The sequence below is a fragment of the Streptomyces mesophilus genome, from assembly GCF_011044995.1.
GTDB lineage: Bacteria > Actinomycetota > Actinomycetes > Streptomycetales > Streptomycetaceae > Streptomyces > Streptomyces mesophilus.
Genome location: NZ_JAAKZW010000162.1, coordinates 1 through 18,293 on the forward strand (window position 1 = coordinate 1; position 18,293 = coordinate 18,293).

Here is an 18,293-nt window from a genome sequence, read left to right on the forward strand (position 1 = left end):
CCCCTGCCCCGCCCCCGAGACCCCGCTGGTGGGCCCGGCTGGCCGCCATGGTGGCGGCCACCCTTGTGATCGGCTTGCTCGGCACGGTGAATCCGGCGCCCGCCGAGGCGGCGACGGTGGACACCAATGCCTGGTACGTCCTGGTCAACCGCAACAGCGGCAAGGCACTTGACGTCTCCGGCACGTCCACCGCCGACGGCGCGCGGATCAGCCAGTGGACGCGCCACGACGGAGCCAACCAGCAGTGGCAGTTCGTGGACTCCGGCGACGGCTTCTACCGGCTCAAGGCCCGGCATTCGGGCAAGGTCCTCGACGTGGCCGGCGCCTCGACCGCCGACGGTGCGGCGATCCAGCAGTACGCCGACCACAACGGAGCCAATCAGCAGTTCCGCCTGGCCGACTCCGACGCCGGCCACGTCCGGCTGATCAACCGCAACAGCGGCAAGGCCGTGGAGGTGCAGGGCGCCTCCACCGCCGACGGCGCCAACGTCGTCCAGTACAGCGACTGGGGCGGCGCCAACCAGCAATGGCAGCTGGTCAAGCTGTCTTCCGGTGGCGGGGCATGCGGCAGCGCCCCGACGCTGGCGAGCGGTACGCACACGATCCAGAGCGGCGGCAAGAGCCGCAGCTTCATCCTCAGAGTTCCCGCCAACTACGACAGCAGCCACCCCTACCGGCTGATCTTCGCGTTCCACTGGCGGGGCGGAACCGCCGGCGAGATCTCCTCGGGTGGAACGAGCGGGACCGCCTGGTCCTATTACGGCCAGCAGGAGCAGTCCGCCAACAGCGCGATCCTCGTCGCCCCCCAGGGGCTCGGCAACGGTTGGGCCAATACGGGCGGTGAGGACGTCACCTTCGTCGACGACATGATCCGGCGCATCGAGGGCGGCCTCTGTGTCAACCCGGCACAGCGCTTCGCCACCGGATTCAGCTGGGGCGGCGGCATGAGCTACGCACTCGCCTGCACCCGGGCGAACGCCTTCCGGGCCGTCGCGGTCATATCCGGCGCCCAGATCAGTGGGTGCAGCGGCGGTACCCAGCCCATCGCCTACTTCGGCATCCACGGCATCAGCGACAACGTCCTGGGCATCGCGCAAGGACGGTCCCTGCGCGACAAGTTCGTCGCCAACAACGGCTGCACCGCCCAGAGCCCGCGCGAACCCGCACCGGGCAGCCGCACCCACATCACCACGGCCTACTCGGGCTGCCGCGCCGGATACCCGGTCCAATGGGCCGCGTTCGACGGAGGCCACATCCCCGGTCCCGTCGACGGCTCGACCGGCGAAAGCGGCATCACCACCTGGACCAAGGCAGAGATATGGAGGTTCTTCGCACAGTTCCAGTGACACACCTGGGCATCCCGGGCGCGGCCCAGCGGGGCCGCGCCCGGGTACTGCTCAGCCCAGGAAGCTCAACCGCACCCGCCGCTCCGGGTTGTCCACATTGGTGTCCACCAGGCACACCGACTGCCAGGTCCCCAGCTCCAGGCTCCCCTCGATCACCGGCAGGGTCGCGTGCGGTGCCACGAGCGCGGGCAGAACGTGGTCGCGGCCGTGGCCGGGGGAACCGTGGGCGTGCTGCCAGCGGTCGTCGGCCGGGAGGAGCGAGTGCAGGGCGGCGAGCAGGTCGTCGTCGCTGCCCGCGCCCGTCTCGATGACGGCGATCCCCGCCGTGGCATGCGGCACGAAGATGTTGAGGAGCCCGTCGCGGCCGGACGCCACGTCGCGGAGGAAGGCCTCGCAGTCTCGGGTGAGGTCGACCACCCGTTCCGAGGAGCCGGTGGACAGCTGGAGGATGCGGCTTGTGAAGGCATCGGACATGCCGTCCATTGTCCTGGCTTCGGAGCGTTCGTGACGTCCCTGGGGTGAGCGAAAAGCTGAGCCTTAAGCGAAGGGTGAGACTTCCGGGGTCCGTTGCAGGTCAGACCCCCGTATGGCGCAGCCCTAAGGTTAGGCTAACCTTCCGGCGTGCGAGTTGTTGAAGAGAGCTCCGAGGACCGGCGTTCGCGTGGACACGAGTTGTCCGCCACGGACGTCACCGTGGCCTATGACGGCGTCGACGTCGTCCATGGCGCCGCGATGACGCTGCGCCCCGGCGAAGTCACCGTGCTCGTCGGGCCGAACGGCAGCGGCAAGTCCACGCTGCTGCGGGCGCTCGCGCGGCTGCAGCGGCCACGGACCGCGACCCTCACGCTCGACGCGGACACCGACGGACTCGCCCTGAGCCCGCGCGAGTTCGCCCGCAGCGTCGCCCTGCTCACCCAGGGCCGGCCCACGCCCAGCGGACTGACCGTGCGCGACGTCGTCGAGTTCGGCCGCTACCCGTATCGCAGCCGCTGGGGCAAGACCGATCCGGGCGGCAAGGAAGCCGTGGACCGCGCGCTCGCGATGACGGACATGTCCGGCCTCGCCGAACGCGGGGTCGAGCACCTCTCCGGCGGCCAGCTGCAACGGGTATGGCTCGCCGGCTGTCTCGCCCAGGAGACGGGCGTCCTCCTCCTCGACGAGCCCACCAACCACCTCGACCTGCGCTACCAGGTCGAACTCCTCGACCTCATGCGCGACCTCGCGGACGGTCACGGCATCGCTGTCGGCGCCGTCCTGCACGACCTCGACCAGGCCGCGGCCGTCGCCGACCGGATCGTGCTGCTGTGCGACGGCCGGGTCATCGGCGACGGCGATCCCGAGGCCGTGCTCACCGCCGAGCGGCTCACCGAGACGTACGGCATCCGTATCGAGGTCGACACAGATCCCCTCACCGGCCATCTGCGCACCCGCGCGATAGGCCGTCACCACTCGCGAAGCGAAAGGCTCACCACCCAGTCATGAGGCGCATTCTGCTCGCCGCGGCCGTCACCACGGCAGCGGCTCTCACTCTGTCCGCCTGCGGAACCACCGAGCCCGCCGCCGACAAGAAGGACGACAAGAAGTCGTCCGAGGCCATCAACCTCACCGACGGCACCGGTGCCAAGGTCAAGCTCGACGGACCGGCCAAGAAGGTCATCGCCACCGAGTGGAACATCGTCGAGCACCTCGTCGAACTCGGCGTGGACCCGGCGGGCGTCTCCGACATCAAGGGCTACAAGCAGTGGGACCAGGCCGTCCCGCTGACCAGCAACCCCAAGGACATCGGCACCCGCGGCGAGCCCAGCATGGACTCCATCGCGGCCCTCTCGCCGGACCTGATCGTGGCGACCACGGACCTCCCCGCAGCCGCGATCAAGCAGCTCAAGGAGGTCGGTACGGTCATCACGCTGAAGCCCGCCGACGCCAAGGACCCGTTCGGTCAGATGACCAAGAACCTGGACCTCCTGGCCCAGGCCACCGGCACCACCGACAAGGCCGACCAGCTCAAGAAGGACTTCGACGCCAAGGTCGAAGAGGGCAAGAAGGCGCTCGCCGACGCCGACCTCGCCGGTGCGAACCTCGCGTTCGCCGACGGCTACGTCGACGGCAACCAGGCCTCGATCCGCCCGTTCACCAGCGGTTCGCTGATCGGCGCGGTCAACGAGAAGCTCGGTCTGAAGAACGCCTGGACCGTCGAGGGCGACCCGGCCTACGGCCTGGGCAACACCGACCTCGAGGGCCTCACCAAGCTGCCCGAGGACGTCCATTTCGCCTACATCGCGAACAAGGACGACAAGTCCAGCACCCCGTTCACCGGCATCTTCGCCAAGGACAAGGTGTGGACCTCGCTGCCGTTCGTGAAGAAGGGCAACGTGCACCGTCTTGACGACGGCATCTGGATGTTCGGCGGCACCGGGTCGATGAGCGCCTACATCGACAACCTCGTGAAGGCGCTGACCAAGTAACCGATGGCCGTCACCGCAACCACTCCCGCAACCCGTCCGCAGACGGCCGCACCGTCCCGTTCGGGCGCGGCCGCGGTGACGGCCCTCCTGGTTCTTGTCGTGGCCGTGCTCGCGGCCATCGACATCACGCAGGGCACCGCCGACGTGGGCGCCTCCGAGGTCTGGAAGGCGCTCACCGGGCAGGCCGACGCCGGCGACTCCTCCGTGGTCATCGCCTCCCGGCTGCCGCGCATGGTCGCCGGCCTGCTCATCGGCGCCGTACTCGGCATGGCCGGTCACACCCTGCAGGCCATCAGCCGCAATGTGATCGCCTCGCCCGACACCCTCGCCGTCAACGCCGGTTCGTACTTCGCCCTCGGCCTCGCTGCGGCCACCGGCGTCTCGCTGCCGCTGCTCGCCTCCTCGGGCCTCGCCTTCTTCGGCGGGCTCGCCGCCGGCGCGGTCGTCCTGGCCCTGTCCGGTCTCGGTGCCGGCACCGTACGCCTCGTGCTCGCGGGCACCGCCCTCACACTGGGCCTGACGTCCATCACCGAGGGCCTGTTGCTGCTCTTCCCGCTGGAGACCGAGGGTCTCCACGAGTGGAACCAGGGCAGCATCGCGCAGAACGGCTTCGACGGCATCCTGCAGATGCTCCCGGTCGCCGTCCTCGCGCTCGTCGGCCTGATGCTGCTCGCGCGCCGCGTCGACGCCCTGGCGCTCGGCGACGACGCCGCCCGCGGTGTCGGCGTGCCGGTGCGCTCCACCCGCATCACGGCCGTGACCCTCGCGGCCCTGCTCTCGACCGCCGCCGTCACCCTCGCGGGTCCCATCGGCTTCGTCGGTCTGTGCGCCCCGGCGCTCGTACGGTTCCTCGCGCGCCGTTTCCGTACCTTCAACAAGTCACGGGCGAGCCTGCCGTTCTCGGCGCTCGCCGGCGCCGCCCTGGTGCTCGGCTCCGACGTGGTCCTGCGGGCCCTCGTCCCCGCCGACACCGCCGTCGCGGTGCCCACCGGCGTGGTCACCAGCCTGGTCGGCGCGGTGTTCCTGGTCGTCCTCGCCGCACGCGTCAAGGACGCGGGCGGTTCGGTCGCGGCCGACCGGCTGCGGATCCGCAGCCGGGGCGTGTTCATCACCACCACCATCGCCCTCGTTATCACCCTCGTCGGCGTGATGATCGCGTCGGTGCTGCTCGGTGACGCCAAGCTGCTGCTCGGCGACGTCCTCAACTGGGTGCAGGGCAGGGCCGCGCGGAGCGTGTCCTTCGTCCTCGACACCCGTATGCCGCGCGTCACGGCGGCGCTGCTCGCGGGCGGCGCACTCGCGCTCGCCGGCACGCTCATCCAGGCCGTGACCCGCAACCCGCTCGCCGAACCGGGCACCTTGGGCGTCTCGAACGGTGCCGCGGTCGGCGCGATCCTCCTGATCACCACCGTGCCGACGGCCGGCGGATGGGAGGTGGCCGCCGCCGCGCTGGTCGGCGCGACGGTCACCGCGGCGATCGTCTTCGGCCTCTCCGCCAGGGGCGGTTTCCAGCAGAACCGGGTGGTGCTCGTCGGCTTCGGTATGGCGACGGCCGGGTACGCGCTGACCAGCCTGATGATCATCCTCACCGACCCGTTCAACGCGACCAAGGCACTGACCTGGCTCTCCGGCTCCACCTACGGCCGCACCTTCGTCGACACCTGGCCCCTCGCGGTGGTGCTCGCCGTCGGCGTGGCCGTCGCCGTGGCCCGCCGCTCCGAACTGGACCTCGTCTCGCTCGACGAGGACACCCCGCGGCTGCTCGGCCTCAACCTCGGCAGGGGACGCCTGGGCTTCCTGGTGCTCGCCGTCCTGCTCACCGCGACCGCGGTGGCGGCCGCCGGCACCATCGCCTTCGTCGGCCTCGTGGCGCCGCACGCCGCACGCGCCCTGGTCGGCCGTCAGCACGCCCGTGTCGTACCGGTCTCGGTGCTGCTCGGCGCGATCCTCGTCTGCACGGCCGACGTGGTGGGCCGGACGGCCATCGCGCCCGCGCAGTTGGGTGCGGGTCTGATGACCGCGGTGATCGGCACGCCGTACTTCCTGTATCTGCTGGTACGCAGTCGGCGCTAGCTCCTGTCCGTTCAGCTGTGGCCCGGGGTGCCGACGCGCCCCGGGCCATGGTCTTGTTCGTGGGCCCGCCGCGCCACGATGGCCTGGAAGTTGGGGCAGGTCAGCAGGTCCTCATGGGGGCAGTCGAGGCCGCACTCCACGAGGGCGAGCTGGGCCTGGAGCCGCGCGATGTCGGCCAGCAGAGCCGCCCGCCGGTCCGCGAGCAGCACGCGGCGCGGCGCACCGGCGCGCGCGGACGTGAGGGCGTGGATCTCGGCGAGGGAGAGCCCGGCGTCCTTGGCACACAGGATCGCGCCGACCCGGAGCAGGTCCTCCTGCCCGTACACACGGCGGCCCGCGGTATCCCGGCCGGGAGCCAACAGGCCGACGCTCTCCCAGTGGCGCAGGACATGGGTGGCGAGCCCGTAGTGCTCCGCGAGCTCGCCAATGCTCAGGGCCCCGGCCGGTGTTGACTTCATCCCGACATGAAGTCGCACTCTGGGGCGCATGTCCACTCACTCCACGCGGGCAGAGTCCGCGCACCCCGCCCTGTCCGAAACCGCGCACCCAGCCCCGTCCGAAACCGCGAACCCAGCCCTGTCCGAAACCGCGAACCCCGGCCCGGCCGAGACCGCGCACGGTCAGCAGCCCGGCCAGGACCCGGTCCCTCAGCTGATTGCCCTGCTCGACGCCCTGGACGCCATGCCCGTTGCCCGCCGACTGCGAGGCCGTACGTACGACCTGCTTGAAGCCGGCCCCGGCAGCCGGATCGTCGACGCGGGGTGTGGCGCCGGGCGGGCGGTCGGTGAACTCGCCGAGCGCGGCGCCCAGGTCACGGGCGTCGACCTCGATCCGCAGATGCTGCACGTCGCCCGCGAGCGCTGCCCGAAGGGGGACTTCCGCGAGGGCGACCTCGCGGAACTTCCTTTCGCGGACGCCACGTTGGACGGCTACCGCGCCGACAAGGTCCTGCACACACTCGCCGACCCCGCGCAGGCCGTGTCCGAGGCCCGGCGCGTCCTGGTGCCGGGCGGGCGTGCCGTGCTCGTGGGCCAGGACTGGGACACGCTCGTCATCGACGCCGCCGACCCGGCCCTGACCCGCACGATCGTGCAGGCCCGCGCCGACCTGACCACCAGCCCGCGGGCCGCACGGGCCCATCGCGCCCTGCTGCTCGACGCGGGCTTCACGGAGATCGGCGTGGAGGTGCACACCGCCGCATTCACCGAGGGCTCTGCCCTGCCGCTGCTCACCGGGGTGGCCTCGGCGGCCCACGAAGCGGGCGCGATCACCGCGTACGAGGCCGAGATCTGGCTCGCCGACCAGCGCCGACGGGCCGCCGCGGACCGGTTCTTCGTGGCGATCCCGATGTTCCTGGCGGTCGGCACGAAGCCCTGAGCGCCGGGTGCGTCGACCGGGTGGCCCCCGGCCTCAGTGAGCGCTCATCCAGTCATACGCGGCCTGCGCCGTGAACTCCCGCTGGCCGCCGCGGAACAGCAGCCCCGCGGTCGCGAACTCCGCGTCGTCCGCCGCCGAAGCCACGTACGGAATCGCGATGCAGCGCATCCCGGCCTTGTGCGCCGCCACCGCGCCGGGCGCCGCGTCCTCGAGGACCACGCAGTCCGCCGGCTGCACGCCGAGCCGGCGGGCCGCCTCGAGGAACACATCCGGCTCCGGCTTGCCGTGCGCCACCTCGTCGGCCGAGACGGCCATCGTCAGATACGCGTCCAGGCCGGTGCCCTCCAGGATCGCGTGGATCGCGGCGAGCGAGGAACCGGAGGCCACGATCATCGGCACCCCGTCCTCGTGCAGCCGCCGTACGAACTTCACCATCTCCGGGTACGCATGCGTGGAGCGGCGGGCGAGCCGGAGGTAGATGGCGTTCTTCTCGTCCAGGAGCTCGTCGAGCGGGTCCGTGATGCCGTACTTGTCCCGCCAGATCTGCAGCGTCTCGGCGGTGGACACGCCGATGTACTGCTCATGCTCCTGCCAGGTGAGCGTCACCCCGTAGCGCCCGAGCACCTCGCGCCCGGCTTCGAAGTAGTTGGGTTCGCTGTCGACGAGGGTGCCGTCGAGGTCGAAGACGACCGCCGTACGGCCGAGAGGACTGGTGCTGTTCGAGGTGCTCATACGTCAAGCATGCCGTGGCCGTCCGGCCTCGGCGGCCCGGCCCACCTGCTCCACCAGCGGAAGGACCCGGTGCGGCACCCGCTCGCGCAGCGCCACCTCGGTGCGGGTGCGGACCACGCCGGGCAGCGAGATCAGCTGCTGGATGACGTCCTCCAGATGCGCGTTGTCCCGGGCCGCCACCCGGGTCAGCAGATCCCCGCCCCCCGTGATCGAGAACGCCTCGATGATCTCCGGTACTTGCGCGAGGGCGTCCCCCACGTCGTCGAGATGCCCCTGGGTGACCTCGACGTGCACGAAGGCGAGGACGGGATGGCCGAGCGCGCCCGGTGAGAGTGTGGGCCCTGACCCGGTGATCACTCCGTCCCGCTCCAGGCGGTCCATCCGTGCCTGCAGGGTGCCGCGCGCGATGCCCAGGATCCGCGCGTACTCCCGCACGCTCGTGCGGGGCTGCTCGATCAGCAGACGCAGAATCCGTGCATCCAGCGCATCGACTGCCATTGGCCCTCCAGTGGCCGTACGAATGAAGCTTCGACTGTACCAATGGCTCAGGGCATTCGGCCTGAGTTGAGCCACTAGGCCCATGAATGCTTTCCTTATGCAGTCGATGGCGCTGCGGGACCTTCCGCGGCGCCTTTTCCATGTCCGAGTACGGCGACACAGGCCGAGCGGACCACGCAGCGAGGGCGTACGCGGGGAACGCGCGCGCCAGGCGGGGGTGAGTGAGCGCGGTGAAGAGGATGTTCGTCGCACCGGATCCGGGACGGCTGCGCCTGCGGGTCTCTCTGCGAGCGGTGCTCGGCATCGGCCTGGCCGTCGCGGCCGCCGAACTCGCCGGGCTCTCGCTGACGGCCTCCATCACCGGCGGCCTCGCGGCCCTGCTCGCGCTCTTCACCGTCGCCGACGCCACCGTCCGCCGCCAGGCCGTGACCACCGCGCTGCTCCCGGCGGCCGGCTTCCCGGTCCTCGCGCTCGCCGCCTCGCTGCACGGGGTGCCGCTCGCCCGGGACGCGGCCTTCGTGGCCGTGGTCTTCGCCGGTGTGTACGCGCGGCGCTGGGGAGCGCGCGGGCATGCGCTCGGGATCTTCGCGTTCATGATGTTCTTCGTCACGCAGTTCCTGCACGCGCTGCCCGCTCAACTCCCCGAGCTGTACGCCTCCGTGGCCCTCGCCCTGGCCGCGTCCTCGACGGTCCGCTTCGGCCTGTGGTGCATCGAGCGCCGCACCCCGCCCGCCGTACCGCCCGCCCCGCTCGAGGGGCGGGGCCTCGCCCGGCCGAGCACCCGGCAGGCGTTCCAGGCCGCGGCGGCCTGCACGTTCGCCGTCGCCCTCGGACAGTTCGTCTCGGGGGACCGCTGGTACTGGGCCGTCGGCACCGCCTGGTGGATCTTCGTCAACACCGCCTCGCGCGGCGAGACGCTCGTCCGCGGATTCCGCCGGGTCCTCGGCACGGTCATCGGTATCGCGGCAGGCCTGCTGATCGCCGTACCGCTGCACGGAGCGCCCGCGCCGACCGCCGCTCTGGTGGCCGTCTGCGTCTTCGGGATCTTCTACACCGCGGCGCCCTCGTACAGCTGGATGATGTTCTTCGTGACCGTGATGGCGGGCCTCCTGTACGGGCTGCTCGGTGTGCTCCACCCCGGACTGCTCGGGCTCCGCTTCGTCGAGACCGCCGTCGGCGCGCTGGGTGCGGCGCTCGCCGTGCTGTTCGTGCTGCCGATCACCACCCACCGCGCGACGGACGCGTGGATCAAGCGCGCCCTCGGCCGCGTCCACACCTGCACCACCGAGGCCGCGCGACGGCTCGCCGGCGACCCGTCGGCCGATCCGGCGCTCCTCAAGGAGGCACTCGGTGACCTGGAGTCGCTGCTCGCCCGGGTACGGATGGCTCTCGCGCCGCTCGTCCACCCTCTGAGCCCGCAGCGCGCCCGCAAGCAGCGCGCCCGTCAGATCCTCGCCCTGCTCGACGACTGCGCCCGCGAGATCCGGGGCCTGGCCGCGATCGCCGCCGACCCGGTCGCCTCGCACGACGCCCGGCTCACCGCCGCGTGCGCGCGCGTGGAGACCGCGGTCGCCGCGCTCGTCGGCGCCGAGGCCGCCGGGGCGCACCACCCGGAACCACTCGCCGCACCCGCGCACCCCGCTGCCGAACCGGCCCTCGAGCATCTGCACGCACTGGAGCGGGCGCTCGTCTCGTTGGCCGCGCCCTTGCGTACGGCTCCGCGCTCCCCGCTGGCCGGAGCCTGACAACAGCGCCCCGGCGCCCCACCTGCAGCATGTACAACCGGCCCTTGAATGAGGCACTTTCACGGGGCACATACACGGTGGATCAGTGAGGGCCGGGGGTAAGCCCGCGTCACACATGGGACCAGCGCACGGGCCGTGCGGGAGCGGCCCGTGCTCCCAGGACGCGGGAGGACACACCATGCGCAACTTCCTGCGCCGTGACCAGGCCACCCTCACCGGTCTCGGCCATGCGCCCGAGGGCACCATCCCCTCCACTCTGCTTCTCGATGCTCTTCCGCAGCACGACGGCCGGTCGGCAGGTGCCGAAAAGGTCCGCGACCACCCCGGCCACGACCAGCGGCCGCTGTGGCGGCAAGCCGCCGAATTCATCGCCCACCACCACCGGGAGGACCTGGCTGGTGCGGATCCGGCCCGCAGGCTCGCACAGGTCCGCGCCGAGCTCGACTCCACCGGCACCTACCGGCACACCGACGCCGAGCTGGCCTTCGGCGCACGGGTCGCCTGGCGCAACGCCAACCGCTGCATCGGCCGCCTGTACTGGCGCTCGCTGCGCATCCGCGACCGGCGACACCTCTCCGGCGCAGAGGACATCGCCGCCGAGTGCGTCACGCATCTGCGCGAGGCCGCGAACGGCGGCCGCATCCGCCCCCTGATCACCGTCTTCGCCCCCGACCGTCCGGGCCGCCCGGCGCCCCGGATCTGGAACGAGCAGCTCATCCGGTACGCCGGCTACACCGCCGAGGACGGCACGGTCACGGGTGACCCGCGCAACGCCGGGCTCACCGCGCTCGCCCACTCCCTCGGCTGGCCCGGCGGCCCCGGCACCCCCTTCGACGTACTGCCGTTGGTGATCCAGGAACCGGGCAGCTGCCCGCACTGGTATCCGCTGCCGCCCGAAGCCGTACTCGAAGTACCGATCGAGCACCCGGAGTTCGGCTGGTTCCACCTGCTCGGACTGCGCTGGCACGCCGTTCCCGCGCTCGCCAACATGTGCCTGGAGATCGGCGGCATCTGCTACCCCAGCGCCCCGTTCAACGGCTGGTACATGGGGACGGAGATCGGCGCGCGCAACTTCGCCGACACCGACCGCTACGATCTGCTCCCCGTCATCGGCGCCCGTCTCGGCCTCGACCTGCGCGACGAGCGCTCGCTGTGGCGCGACCGGGCTCTCGTCGAACTCAACCGGGCCGTCCTGCACTCCTTCGACCGCGCGGGCGTCACGGTCACCGACCACCACACCGAATCCCGCCGCTTCCTCGCCCATATCGGCCGCGAGGAACGCAGCGGCCGTCCCGTCGGCGCCGACTGGTCGTGGATCGTGCCGCCGATCTCGGGCTCGGCGACACCGGTCTTCCACCGGACGTACGACACCACGGAGCACCATCCCGCGTATGTGCACCATTCCGACGCCCGGGCGCGGGCGGCCGGGCTCGGTACGTTCAGCGCTTCCGACGGGTGCCCGATGGTCTAGACCGGCTGCTACTGTCGCCCCGAACTCACGGCGGACGGAAGGCGGCACATGGCGGGCGCACGGGCGTACATCGGTTCCTTCACCTCGGCGGGCGGACCCGGGGTCACGGTGGCGGACGTCGATCCCGCCACCGGGGCGCTGAACGTGGTCGCGGCGACCGACGCGCTGGCCGATCCCTCGTATCTCACCCTGCACGACGATCTGTTGTACGCCGTGTCGGAGGCGAACGAGGGCTCGGTCGGCGTCTTCGACCTGACCGCGGACGAGCCCCGCCTGATCGGTACGCCGAGGCCCGTGCAGGCCTCGGGTCCGACGCATCTCGCCGTGGCCGGCGGTCACGTCCTCACCGCCAACTACGGTTCGGGAAGCGTGTCCGTCCTGCCGCTGGGGGAGGGGCCCGCGAGCGTCGTCCAGCACATGGGCTCCGGTCCGCACCAAGCGCGCCAGGAAGGCCCGCACGCCCACCAGGTGCTGCCCGACCCGAGCGGCCGCTGGATCCTCAGCGTGGACCTCGGGACGGACTCGGTGCGGGTCTGCGCTTTCGACGAGGGCACGTTCGCGGTCCGCCGGGAAGTGGCCCTGCGGGCGGGCAGCGGGCCCAGGCATCTCGCGTTCCATCCGGCCGGCGGCTTCGTGTACGTCCTGAATGAGCTGGACCCCACGCTCACCGTCTGCTCCTGGGACGCTGACGCCGGCCTCCTGACACCGCTGCGCGAGGTGCCCGTGCTCGCCGACGAGCCGCAGGGCGACGCCTACCCCTCCGCGATCACGGTCTCGCCCGACGGGCGCTTCCTGTGGACGGCGACCCGCGGCGAGGACGTCATCTCCACCTTTACGCTCGCGGACGGCGCCCCCGACCTCGTGGCCGTCTCCGCCTGCGGCGGGCACTGGCCGCGCGACCTGGCCGTGCATCCTTCCGGCCGGTTCCTGTACGCGGCCAACGAGCGGTCGGGCGACGTGACGTGGTTCGGCACGGGCACCGACGGCGTCCCGGTGCGTGCGGGGTCGGTCGCGGTGCCGGCGGCCTCCTGCGTGGTGTTCGCGGACTGAGCGCATCGCCGGACGGCTGAGGTCGCCTGCGGAGGTCTCAGCCCGCCTGCGGAAACGTGAGGGCCCGCCCGGTCGGTCCGGGCGGGCCCTTCACATGTGACTCGTGCGCGTCAGCGGGCCGACGCGCCCATCTGCTGCTGCGGGGCGATGCCCAGCGCGTTCATGTAGTTCGACAGCGTCAGCTTGCCGATCGCCGGGTAGGCACCCAGCGGCTCGGCGATCGCGCAGCCGGCCTCCTTGACGGCCGCGTCCAGCAGACCGTCGGCCGCCTCCGGGCCGATCACGTACGGGGCCAGCGCCAGCTGACCGGAGCCCGAGGCGCGCAGCTGATCGGCGATCGCGGCGACCGCACCCGGCTCGTCGAGCGCGGCGGCGAGCACCGGCACGGCGAGACGCGCGGCAAGGAGCATGCCGGTGATGCCCGCGGCCTGCACCGCCTCCTCGCCGCCGGAGGTGGCGAGGATGATGCCGTCCGCCGCCGTCGCCACCGTGAACAGCCTGGCCCTGTCGGCGCGGGACAGGCCGGCCTCGGAGAGCCGCACATGCAGCGCTTCGGCGAGCAGCGGGTGCGGGCCGAGCACATCGGTGACCTCGGCGGGCGCGCTGGAGTCCACGACGGCCTGGCGGATCCGGCGCATCAGCGCGTTGTCCGGGCCGGCGAGGAGCGGCACGACCACGGCGACCGGGCCCTGCGGCTCGGTGGCCTCGACACCGGCGGCCAGCGCCTGCTGGTAGCGGGCGGCGCGCTGCTCGGCGGCGTGCGCGAGCACGGTCTGGAGGTTCGGGTACTCCGCGCCTTCACCGTCCACGTAGCCGATCCGGGCATCGAGGCCGGGCAGCTCGGAGCGGGCGATCGAGATGACCTCTTCGCCGAGGGCGCGCGCCTCGGCGCTCGGCGTGCCCGGCACGGCGAGAACAAGCGCGGGTGCTCCCTCGGGAGCCACCGCGGGTTCCGGGCGGCGGTGCCGACCGGACTGGCGGGGTCGCGGCATTCGTACAGGCAGGCCGGATGCGGGCCCAGTGGGGGAGCTCATGGCGCCGCATGCTACTGGCTCGCGGTGCTCTTCTGTTCGGGGAGGGGGCAGCTGCGAGTTATACGTCCGTATTTTTCCTGATGGTGACAATTGTCGTCACTATCGGGAATGTTGAGGGGTCGGCGCTCCACCGGTTTCCTCCGGAACATGCAGCAATCGCCCGTCGCACGGCAGCGCCAGCGCATCGAGGGCGAGCGCGGTGGCGAGCACCACGGCCCCTTCCAGGGGGTTGCCGTCCGCCGACACCGCCTGCGCGCGCGGCAGTTGCACGGACAGCTCTTCCTTCAGGGGTACGAGGAGGAGGTCGCCGATGCCGAACAGGCCGCCGGTCAGGGCTACTTCGCACTCGGTCTCCGGCGGGCACACCGCGGCCGCCGCCTCGGCGATGTGCAGCGCGGCGGCCCGCAGGATGCCGACCGCGACCGGGTCGTCCTCGGCGGCGCAGCGGGCCACCTCGGGAACGAAGGACGCGAGCACGGCGGGACGGTCGGTGCGCGGATACAGCTTGCCGGGGAGCTCCGTCACCGGTCCGTCGAAGAACTCCTCCGCGCGGGCGCGCAGCGCCGCGGAACCGCCGCGACGCCCGTCGTGGTCGCGCAGGGCGGCGTCGAGGCCGGCCCGGCCGATCCAGGCGCCGCCGCCGCAGTCGCCCAGCAGATGGCCCCAGCCGTCCGCTCTGCGCCACTTCTTGCCCTCGGTGCCGAGCGCGATCATCCCCGTCCCGGCGGCGACCACCGCACCAGGACGCTGGCCCAGGGCGCCCGTGTACGCGGTCACCGCGTCGGCGGCCAGGGCGAGCCTGCGTACGCCGAACGCCTCGGCGAGTGCGTCGGGCAGTAGGTCGCGCAGCTCGTCGCCGAGGGTGGCCATGCCGGCGGCGCCGATGGCCACGGCCCGGATCTCCCCGTCGCCGCCCACCTCGCCGAGTAGCGCCTTGGCCATGGGCACCAGCTGTTCCATGAGGTGCCCGGCGTCGATGCCGCCCGGTCCGGTACGGACGGGCTGCCGGGACACCGCGGTGTCGGCGCGGTCGCCCGCCTTGGTGGGGACCGTGTCGTCGGCCGATGGGACAGGAGCCAGCGCGACGCGCAGCCCGGACCCGCCGGAGTCCACGCCGAGCACCCAACCGGGCCTGCTGTCAGAAGAGTTGGTCACGGCAGCCGCCAGTCCACGGGTTGGGCGCCCTGCTGGGTGAGCAGGTCGTTGACGCGGCTGAACGGCCGCGAGCCGAAGAAGCCGCGGTCGGCGGACATGGGGGAGGGATGCGCGGACTCCACCGCCGGCAACTGCCCGAGCAGCGGCCGCAGATTGCGCGCGTCACGGCCCCACAGGACCGACACCAGCGGACGTCCGCGCGCGGCCAGCGCACGGATCGCCTGCTCGGTGACCTCTTCCCAGCCCTTGCCGCGGTGGGCGGCGGGCCGGCGGGGCGCCGTGGTCAGCGCCCTGTTGAGCAGCAGTACGCCCTGCCGGGTCCACGGCGTCAGGTCGCCGTTGGACGGCTGCGGGAGGCCGAGGTCGGCGTTCATCTCGCGGTAGATGTTGATCAGGCTGCCGGGCAGCGGCCGCACCTCGGGCGCCACCGAGAAGCTCAACCCCACGGCATGCCCCGGCGTCGGGTAGGGGTCCTGCCCGACGATCAGGACCTTCACCTCGTCGAACGGCTGCTGGAAAGCCCGCAGCACGTTGGGTCCCGCCGGCAGATAGGTACGTCCCGCGCCGATCTCCGCGCGCAGGAAGTCGCCCATCGCGGCGATCCGTTCGGCTACGGGCTCAAGTGCCTTGGCCCAGCCGGGTTCGACAATCTCGTTCAATGGTCGTGCAGCCACGAGGTCACCTTAGTGGCGTAACGCACGTCCTGATCAACCGCGGTCGGGAGCACGGCCCGGGGGTGGAGCCGGCCGTCGTGCGCCGGGCCTCCACCGAGCGCGTGCGCCGCCTCCATCCCGGGCCGCCGCTCAGCCGATCGCCGCCGCCCGTACGCACAGCACGTCCGGCAGGTGCGAGGCGACCTGCTGCCAGGAGTCGCCGTCGTCCGCACTCGCGAACACCTCGCCGTTGCGATTGCCGAAGTACACCCCCGCCGGGTCCAGATCGTCGGTGCACAGCGCGTCCCGCAGCACGGTCCCGTAGTGATCGCCTTCGGGAAGACCCGCCGACAACGGCTCCCATGAGGCGCCCGCGTCAGTGGTCCGGTACACGCGACAACGGCGGCCCGCCGGGACCCGGTCCGCGTCCGCGTTGATCGGGAACACATACGCCGTATCGCCGCGGTGCGGGTGCGCCGCCGCCGCGAAACCGAAGTCGGACGGAAGGCCGGATCCGATGTCGACCCACTTGGCGCCCGCGTCGTCGCTGCGGAACACACCCCAGTGGTTCTGCAGATACAGCCGGTCCGGATCGACCGCGTCCCGCGTCACCTTGTGCACGCACTGACCGAACTCCGGGTTCGGATCGGGCAGGAAGACCGCGGACACACCGGAGTTGGACGGCGCCCAGGTCTGCCCGCCGTCCTGCGTGCGGAACACCCCGGCCGTCGACACCGCCACCGTGATCGACCCGGGATCGCGGGCGTCGGTCAGGATCGTGTGCAGCCCCTCACCGCCGCCGCCCGGCACCCACTTGGAGCGCGTCGGGTGCTCCCACAGCGGCCGTACGAGCTCGAAGCTCTCGCCGCGGTCCTCCGAGCGGTACAGCGCGGCCGGCTCGGTGCCAGCCCACACCACGTCCTCCTCGGCCGCCGACGGGTGCAGCTGCCAGACGCGCTCCAGCGAAGCCCCGGTGTCCTTGGGGAACTTGACGGCCGGCTTCGCGGGCTCGGTCCAGGACGCGCCGAGGTCGTCGGAGTGGAAGACGCTCGGACCCCAGTGCGCGCTGTCCCCGCCGACGAGGAGCCGCGGAGTCCCGCGCCGGGTGTCGATCGCGATCGAGTAGATCGCCTCCGCGTTGAAGTGCGGTCCGCCGAACTCCCAGACGCCGGCGCGGCGACGTCCGATGAAGAGTCCTTTGCGGGTGCCCACGGTCAGAAGTACCTCGGCCATCTCAGGCCACCTCCGTCAGGTCGGTCGACTTCGTTGTCCACGACGTGCGCACAGTCTGCACCCGGGTACTGACAACAGCGCCCGAACCGGGCCGGACCTGCTGGTTTCGCAGTATTCCGGCGCCGGTGCGACGGTTGGGGTTCTCCCGCTATTCGCGTACCTGCGCGGCCAGCGCGGCGATACCCTCCGGCCCGACCCGGCAGCACCCGCCGACCAGCCGGGCCCCGTCCCGCACCCAACGGGCTGCCCGGCCCTCGGCGGTGAAGGTCGCGGGCCCGCACCATGAACGCCGTACGGCGTCCCAGCGCTCCCCGCTGTTGGGGTAGACCACCACCGGCTTGCCCGTGATCCGCGCGGCGAGCGGCACCGCGGCGTCCGCGTCCTGTGGGCTGCAGCAGTTGACCCCGACGGCGATCACCTCGTCGGCCTCGGCGGCGAGCGCGAACGCCTCCTCCAGGGGCTGCCCCGCGCGCGTCAGCCCGCCGGTGACGCTGAACGACAGCCACGCCGGTACTCCGATCCCCCGTACGGCCCGTACGAGCGCCCGCGCCTCGTCCGCGTCCGGCACCGTCTCCAGCGCCAGCACATCCGGACCGGCGGCGGCGAGCGCTTCGAGCCGCGGCCGGTGGAAAGCCTCGAGCTCGTCCACGCTCAGCCCGTACCGCCCCCGGTACTCGGACCCGTCCGCGAGCATCGCCCCGTAGGGCCCGGCCGAAGCAGCCACCCACAGGGGGCCGCGTACACCTTCCGTACGCGCCTGTTCGGCCGCCTCGCGTCCCAACTGCACGCTGAGGGACAGGAGTTCCGTGGTGCGGCCGGCGTCGATCCCGCGCGCGGCGAAGCCCTCGTACGTCGCCTGGTACGAGGCCGTGGTCGCCACACGGGCGCCGGCGAGGAAGTACGCGCGATGCGCCGCGCGCACCGCGTCCGGCCGCTCGGCGAGCAGCCGCGCCGACCACAGGGAGTCACTCAGGTCGTGCCCGTCGGCCTCCAGCTGGTTCGACAGACCGCCGTCGAGCACCAGCGGTCCCGCTGCGAGCGCCTGCGTGAAGGTGACCATGCTTCGACGCTAGGGCCCGTGTGAGGTCGTGATCAACCTGGCGGTGGGGTGAGGTCGTTGATTCAGATCATGGATGCCCGCAGGCGGAGTCCGGCGTCGTAGCTCCCGGGACGGATCGCCCGGAAGACCGGGACCCCCGGCCCATGCGCCCGGGACGCCGGGCGCGGGAGCGTATGCGGTGTGCGGGGGTTCCGGTGGCCGGGGGAGGCCGCGTTCGGGGGAGGAACCCCCGCACACAGAACGGCAAGGCGCCGGAACGGGGCAGCGCACACCGCTCGACCGAGCGGACGACAGCAGGGGGAAGACGTCATGGCAGCACCGGTGGCAGGAACGGGAACGACCGGCGTCGCACGGTCCGGCGGGACCGAGCGCGGCGCGGAACGTCCGGCGGGGGTCGGGGA

The 18,293-nt window shown here is 72.1% G+C and carries 17 protein-coding genes; 8 read left to right on the forward strand and 9 right to left on the reverse strand.

Going from position 1 to position 18,293, the window contains the following annotated elements:
- The first annotated feature begins 47 nt into the window (after positions 1-47).
- Positions 48-1,346 (forward strand): RICIN domain-containing protein, encoded by a 1,299-nt coding sequence (locus tag G6045_RS28770; protein ID WP_165335055.1) that lies wholly within the window; start codon positions 48-50, stop codon positions 1,344-1,346.
- Between the two features lie 51 nt (positions 1,347-1,397).
- Here the strand turns inward: G6045_RS28770 and G6045_RS28775 are convergent, their stop codons facing one another.
- Positions 1,398-1,820, reverse strand: a complete 423-nt coding sequence (locus tag G6045_RS28775) for a secondary thiamine-phosphate synthase enzyme YjbQ (RefSeq protein WP_165335056.1) — start codon at positions 1,818-1,820, stop codon at positions 1,398-1,400.
- Between the two features lie 147 nt (positions 1,821-1,967).
- Here G6045_RS28775 and G6045_RS28780 point away from each other — a divergent pair, with 147 nt between their 5' ends.
- The 3 genes from G6045_RS28780 to G6045_RS28790 are packed head-to-tail and all read left to right on the forward strand — an operon-like array spanning position 1,968 to position 5,884.
- Positions 1,968-2,828, forward strand: a complete 861-nt coding sequence (locus tag G6045_RS28780) for an ABC transporter ATP-binding protein (protein WP_165335057.1) — start codon at positions 1,968-1,970, stop codon at positions 2,826-2,828.
- Positions 2,825-3,811 (forward strand): ABC transporter substrate-binding protein, encoded by a 987-nt coding sequence (locus G6045_RS28785; protein ID WP_165335058.1) that lies wholly within the window; start codon positions 2,825-2,827, stop codon positions 3,809-3,811. The genes G6045_RS28780 and G6045_RS28785 overlap by 4 nt, the downstream gene beginning before the upstream one ends.
- Positions 3,812-3,814: 3 nt before the next feature.
- Positions 3,815-5,884, forward strand: a complete 2,070-nt coding sequence (locus G6045_RS28790; RefSeq protein ID WP_165335059.1) for an iron ABC transporter permease — start codon at positions 3,815-3,817, stop codon at positions 5,882-5,884.
- An 11-nt stretch (positions 5,885-5,895) separates the two neighbouring features.
- Here the strand turns inward: G6045_RS28790 and G6045_RS28795 are convergent, their stop codons facing one another.
- Positions 5,896-6,342 carry a MerR family transcriptional regulator gene (locus G6045_RS28795; RefSeq protein ID WP_165335060.1) on the reverse strand — a complete coding sequence of 149 codons (447 nt, stop codon included), beginning with the start codon at positions 6,340-6,342 and terminating at the stop codon, positions 5,896-5,898.
- Positions 6,343-6,370: 28 nt separating this feature from the next.
- On the opposite strand from G6045_RS28795, the gene G6045_RS28800 reads away from it, so the two are divergent.
- Complete coding sequence (locus G6045_RS28800) at positions 6,371-7,261, forward strand: methyltransferase domain-containing protein (RefSeq protein WP_328707937.1); 891 nt, start codon at positions 6,371-6,373, stop codon at positions 7,259-7,261.
- A 33-nt stretch (positions 7,262-7,294) separates the two neighbouring features.
- On the opposite strand, the gene G6045_RS28805 is transcribed toward G6045_RS28800, so the two are convergent.
- Both G6045_RS28805 and G6045_RS28810 read right to left on the reverse strand, forming a co-directional pair.
- Entirely contained in the window at positions 7,295-7,993 is a 699-nt protein-coding gene (locus tag G6045_RS28805; protein ID WP_165335061.1) for an HAD family hydrolase, read from the reverse strand.
- A 3-nt stretch (positions 7,994-7,996) separates the two neighbouring features.
- Positions 7,997-8,491: an Lrp/AsnC family transcriptional regulator gene (locus tag G6045_RS28810; protein WP_165335062.1), complete on the reverse strand. Its 495-nt coding sequence runs from the start codon at positions 8,489-8,491 to the stop codon at positions 7,997-7,999.
- 239 nt (positions 8,492-8,730) lie between these two features.
- Between G6045_RS28810 and G6045_RS28815 the strand changes: the two genes are divergently transcribed.
- The 3 genes from G6045_RS28815 to G6045_RS28825 all read left to right on the forward strand — a co-directional run bounded on the left by G6045_RS28815 (position 8,731) and on the right by G6045_RS28825 (position 12,757).
- Entirely contained in the window at positions 8,731-10,236 is a 1,506-nt protein-coding gene (locus G6045_RS28815) for an FUSC family protein (RefSeq protein ID WP_165335063.1), read from the forward strand.
- A gap of 178 nt (positions 10,237-10,414) precedes the next feature.
- A complete protein-coding gene (locus G6045_RS28820) occupies positions 10,415-11,707 on the forward strand; it encodes a nitric oxide synthase oxygenase (RefSeq protein WP_165335064.1) in 1,293 nt (430 codons plus the stop codon).
- 48 nt (positions 11,708-11,755) lie between these two features.
- Positions 11,756-12,757: a lactonase family protein gene (locus tag G6045_RS28825; RefSeq protein WP_165335065.1), complete on the forward strand. Its 1,002-nt coding sequence runs from the start codon at positions 11,756-11,758 to the stop codon at positions 12,755-12,757.
- A 110-nt stretch (positions 12,758-12,867) separates the two neighbouring features.
- Here G6045_RS28825 and G6045_RS28830 read toward each other — a convergent pair whose 3' ends face one another.
- The 5 genes from G6045_RS28830 to mmuM all read right to left on the reverse strand — a co-directional run bounded on the left by G6045_RS28830 (position 12,868) and on the right by mmuM (position 17,892).
- Positions 12,868-13,791, reverse strand: a complete 924-nt coding sequence (locus G6045_RS28830; RefSeq protein ID WP_165335066.1) for a sirohydrochlorin chelatase — start codon at positions 13,789-13,791, stop codon at positions 12,868-12,870.
- Positions 13,792-13,890: 99 nt separating this feature from the next.
- Positions 13,891-14,946 carry an N-acetylglucosamine kinase gene (locus G6045_RS28835; RefSeq protein ID WP_165335067.1) on the reverse strand — a complete coding sequence of 352 codons (1,056 nt, stop codon included), beginning with the start codon at positions 14,944-14,946 and terminating at the stop codon, positions 13,891-13,893.
- Positions 14,943-15,620, reverse strand: a complete 678-nt coding sequence (locus G6045_RS28840; protein ID WP_165335068.1) for a uracil-DNA glycosylase — start codon at positions 15,618-15,620, stop codon at positions 14,943-14,945. Before G6045_RS28840 ends, G6045_RS28835 begins: the two co-directional genes overlap by 4 nt.
- 129 nt (positions 15,621-15,749) lie before the next feature.
- Positions 15,750-16,832 (reverse strand): WD40/YVTN/BNR-like repeat-containing protein, encoded by a 1,083-nt coding sequence (locus G6045_RS28845; RefSeq protein ID WP_165335069.1) that lies wholly within the window; start codon positions 16,830-16,832, stop codon positions 15,750-15,752.
- Between the two features lie 148 nt (positions 16,833-16,980).
- Complete coding sequence (gene mmuM / locus G6045_RS28850; RefSeq protein WP_165335070.1) at positions 16,981-17,892, reverse strand: homocysteine S-methyltransferase; 912 nt, start codon at positions 17,890-17,892, stop codon at positions 16,981-16,983.
- Between the last annotated feature and the right edge of the window lie 401 nt (positions 17,893-18,293).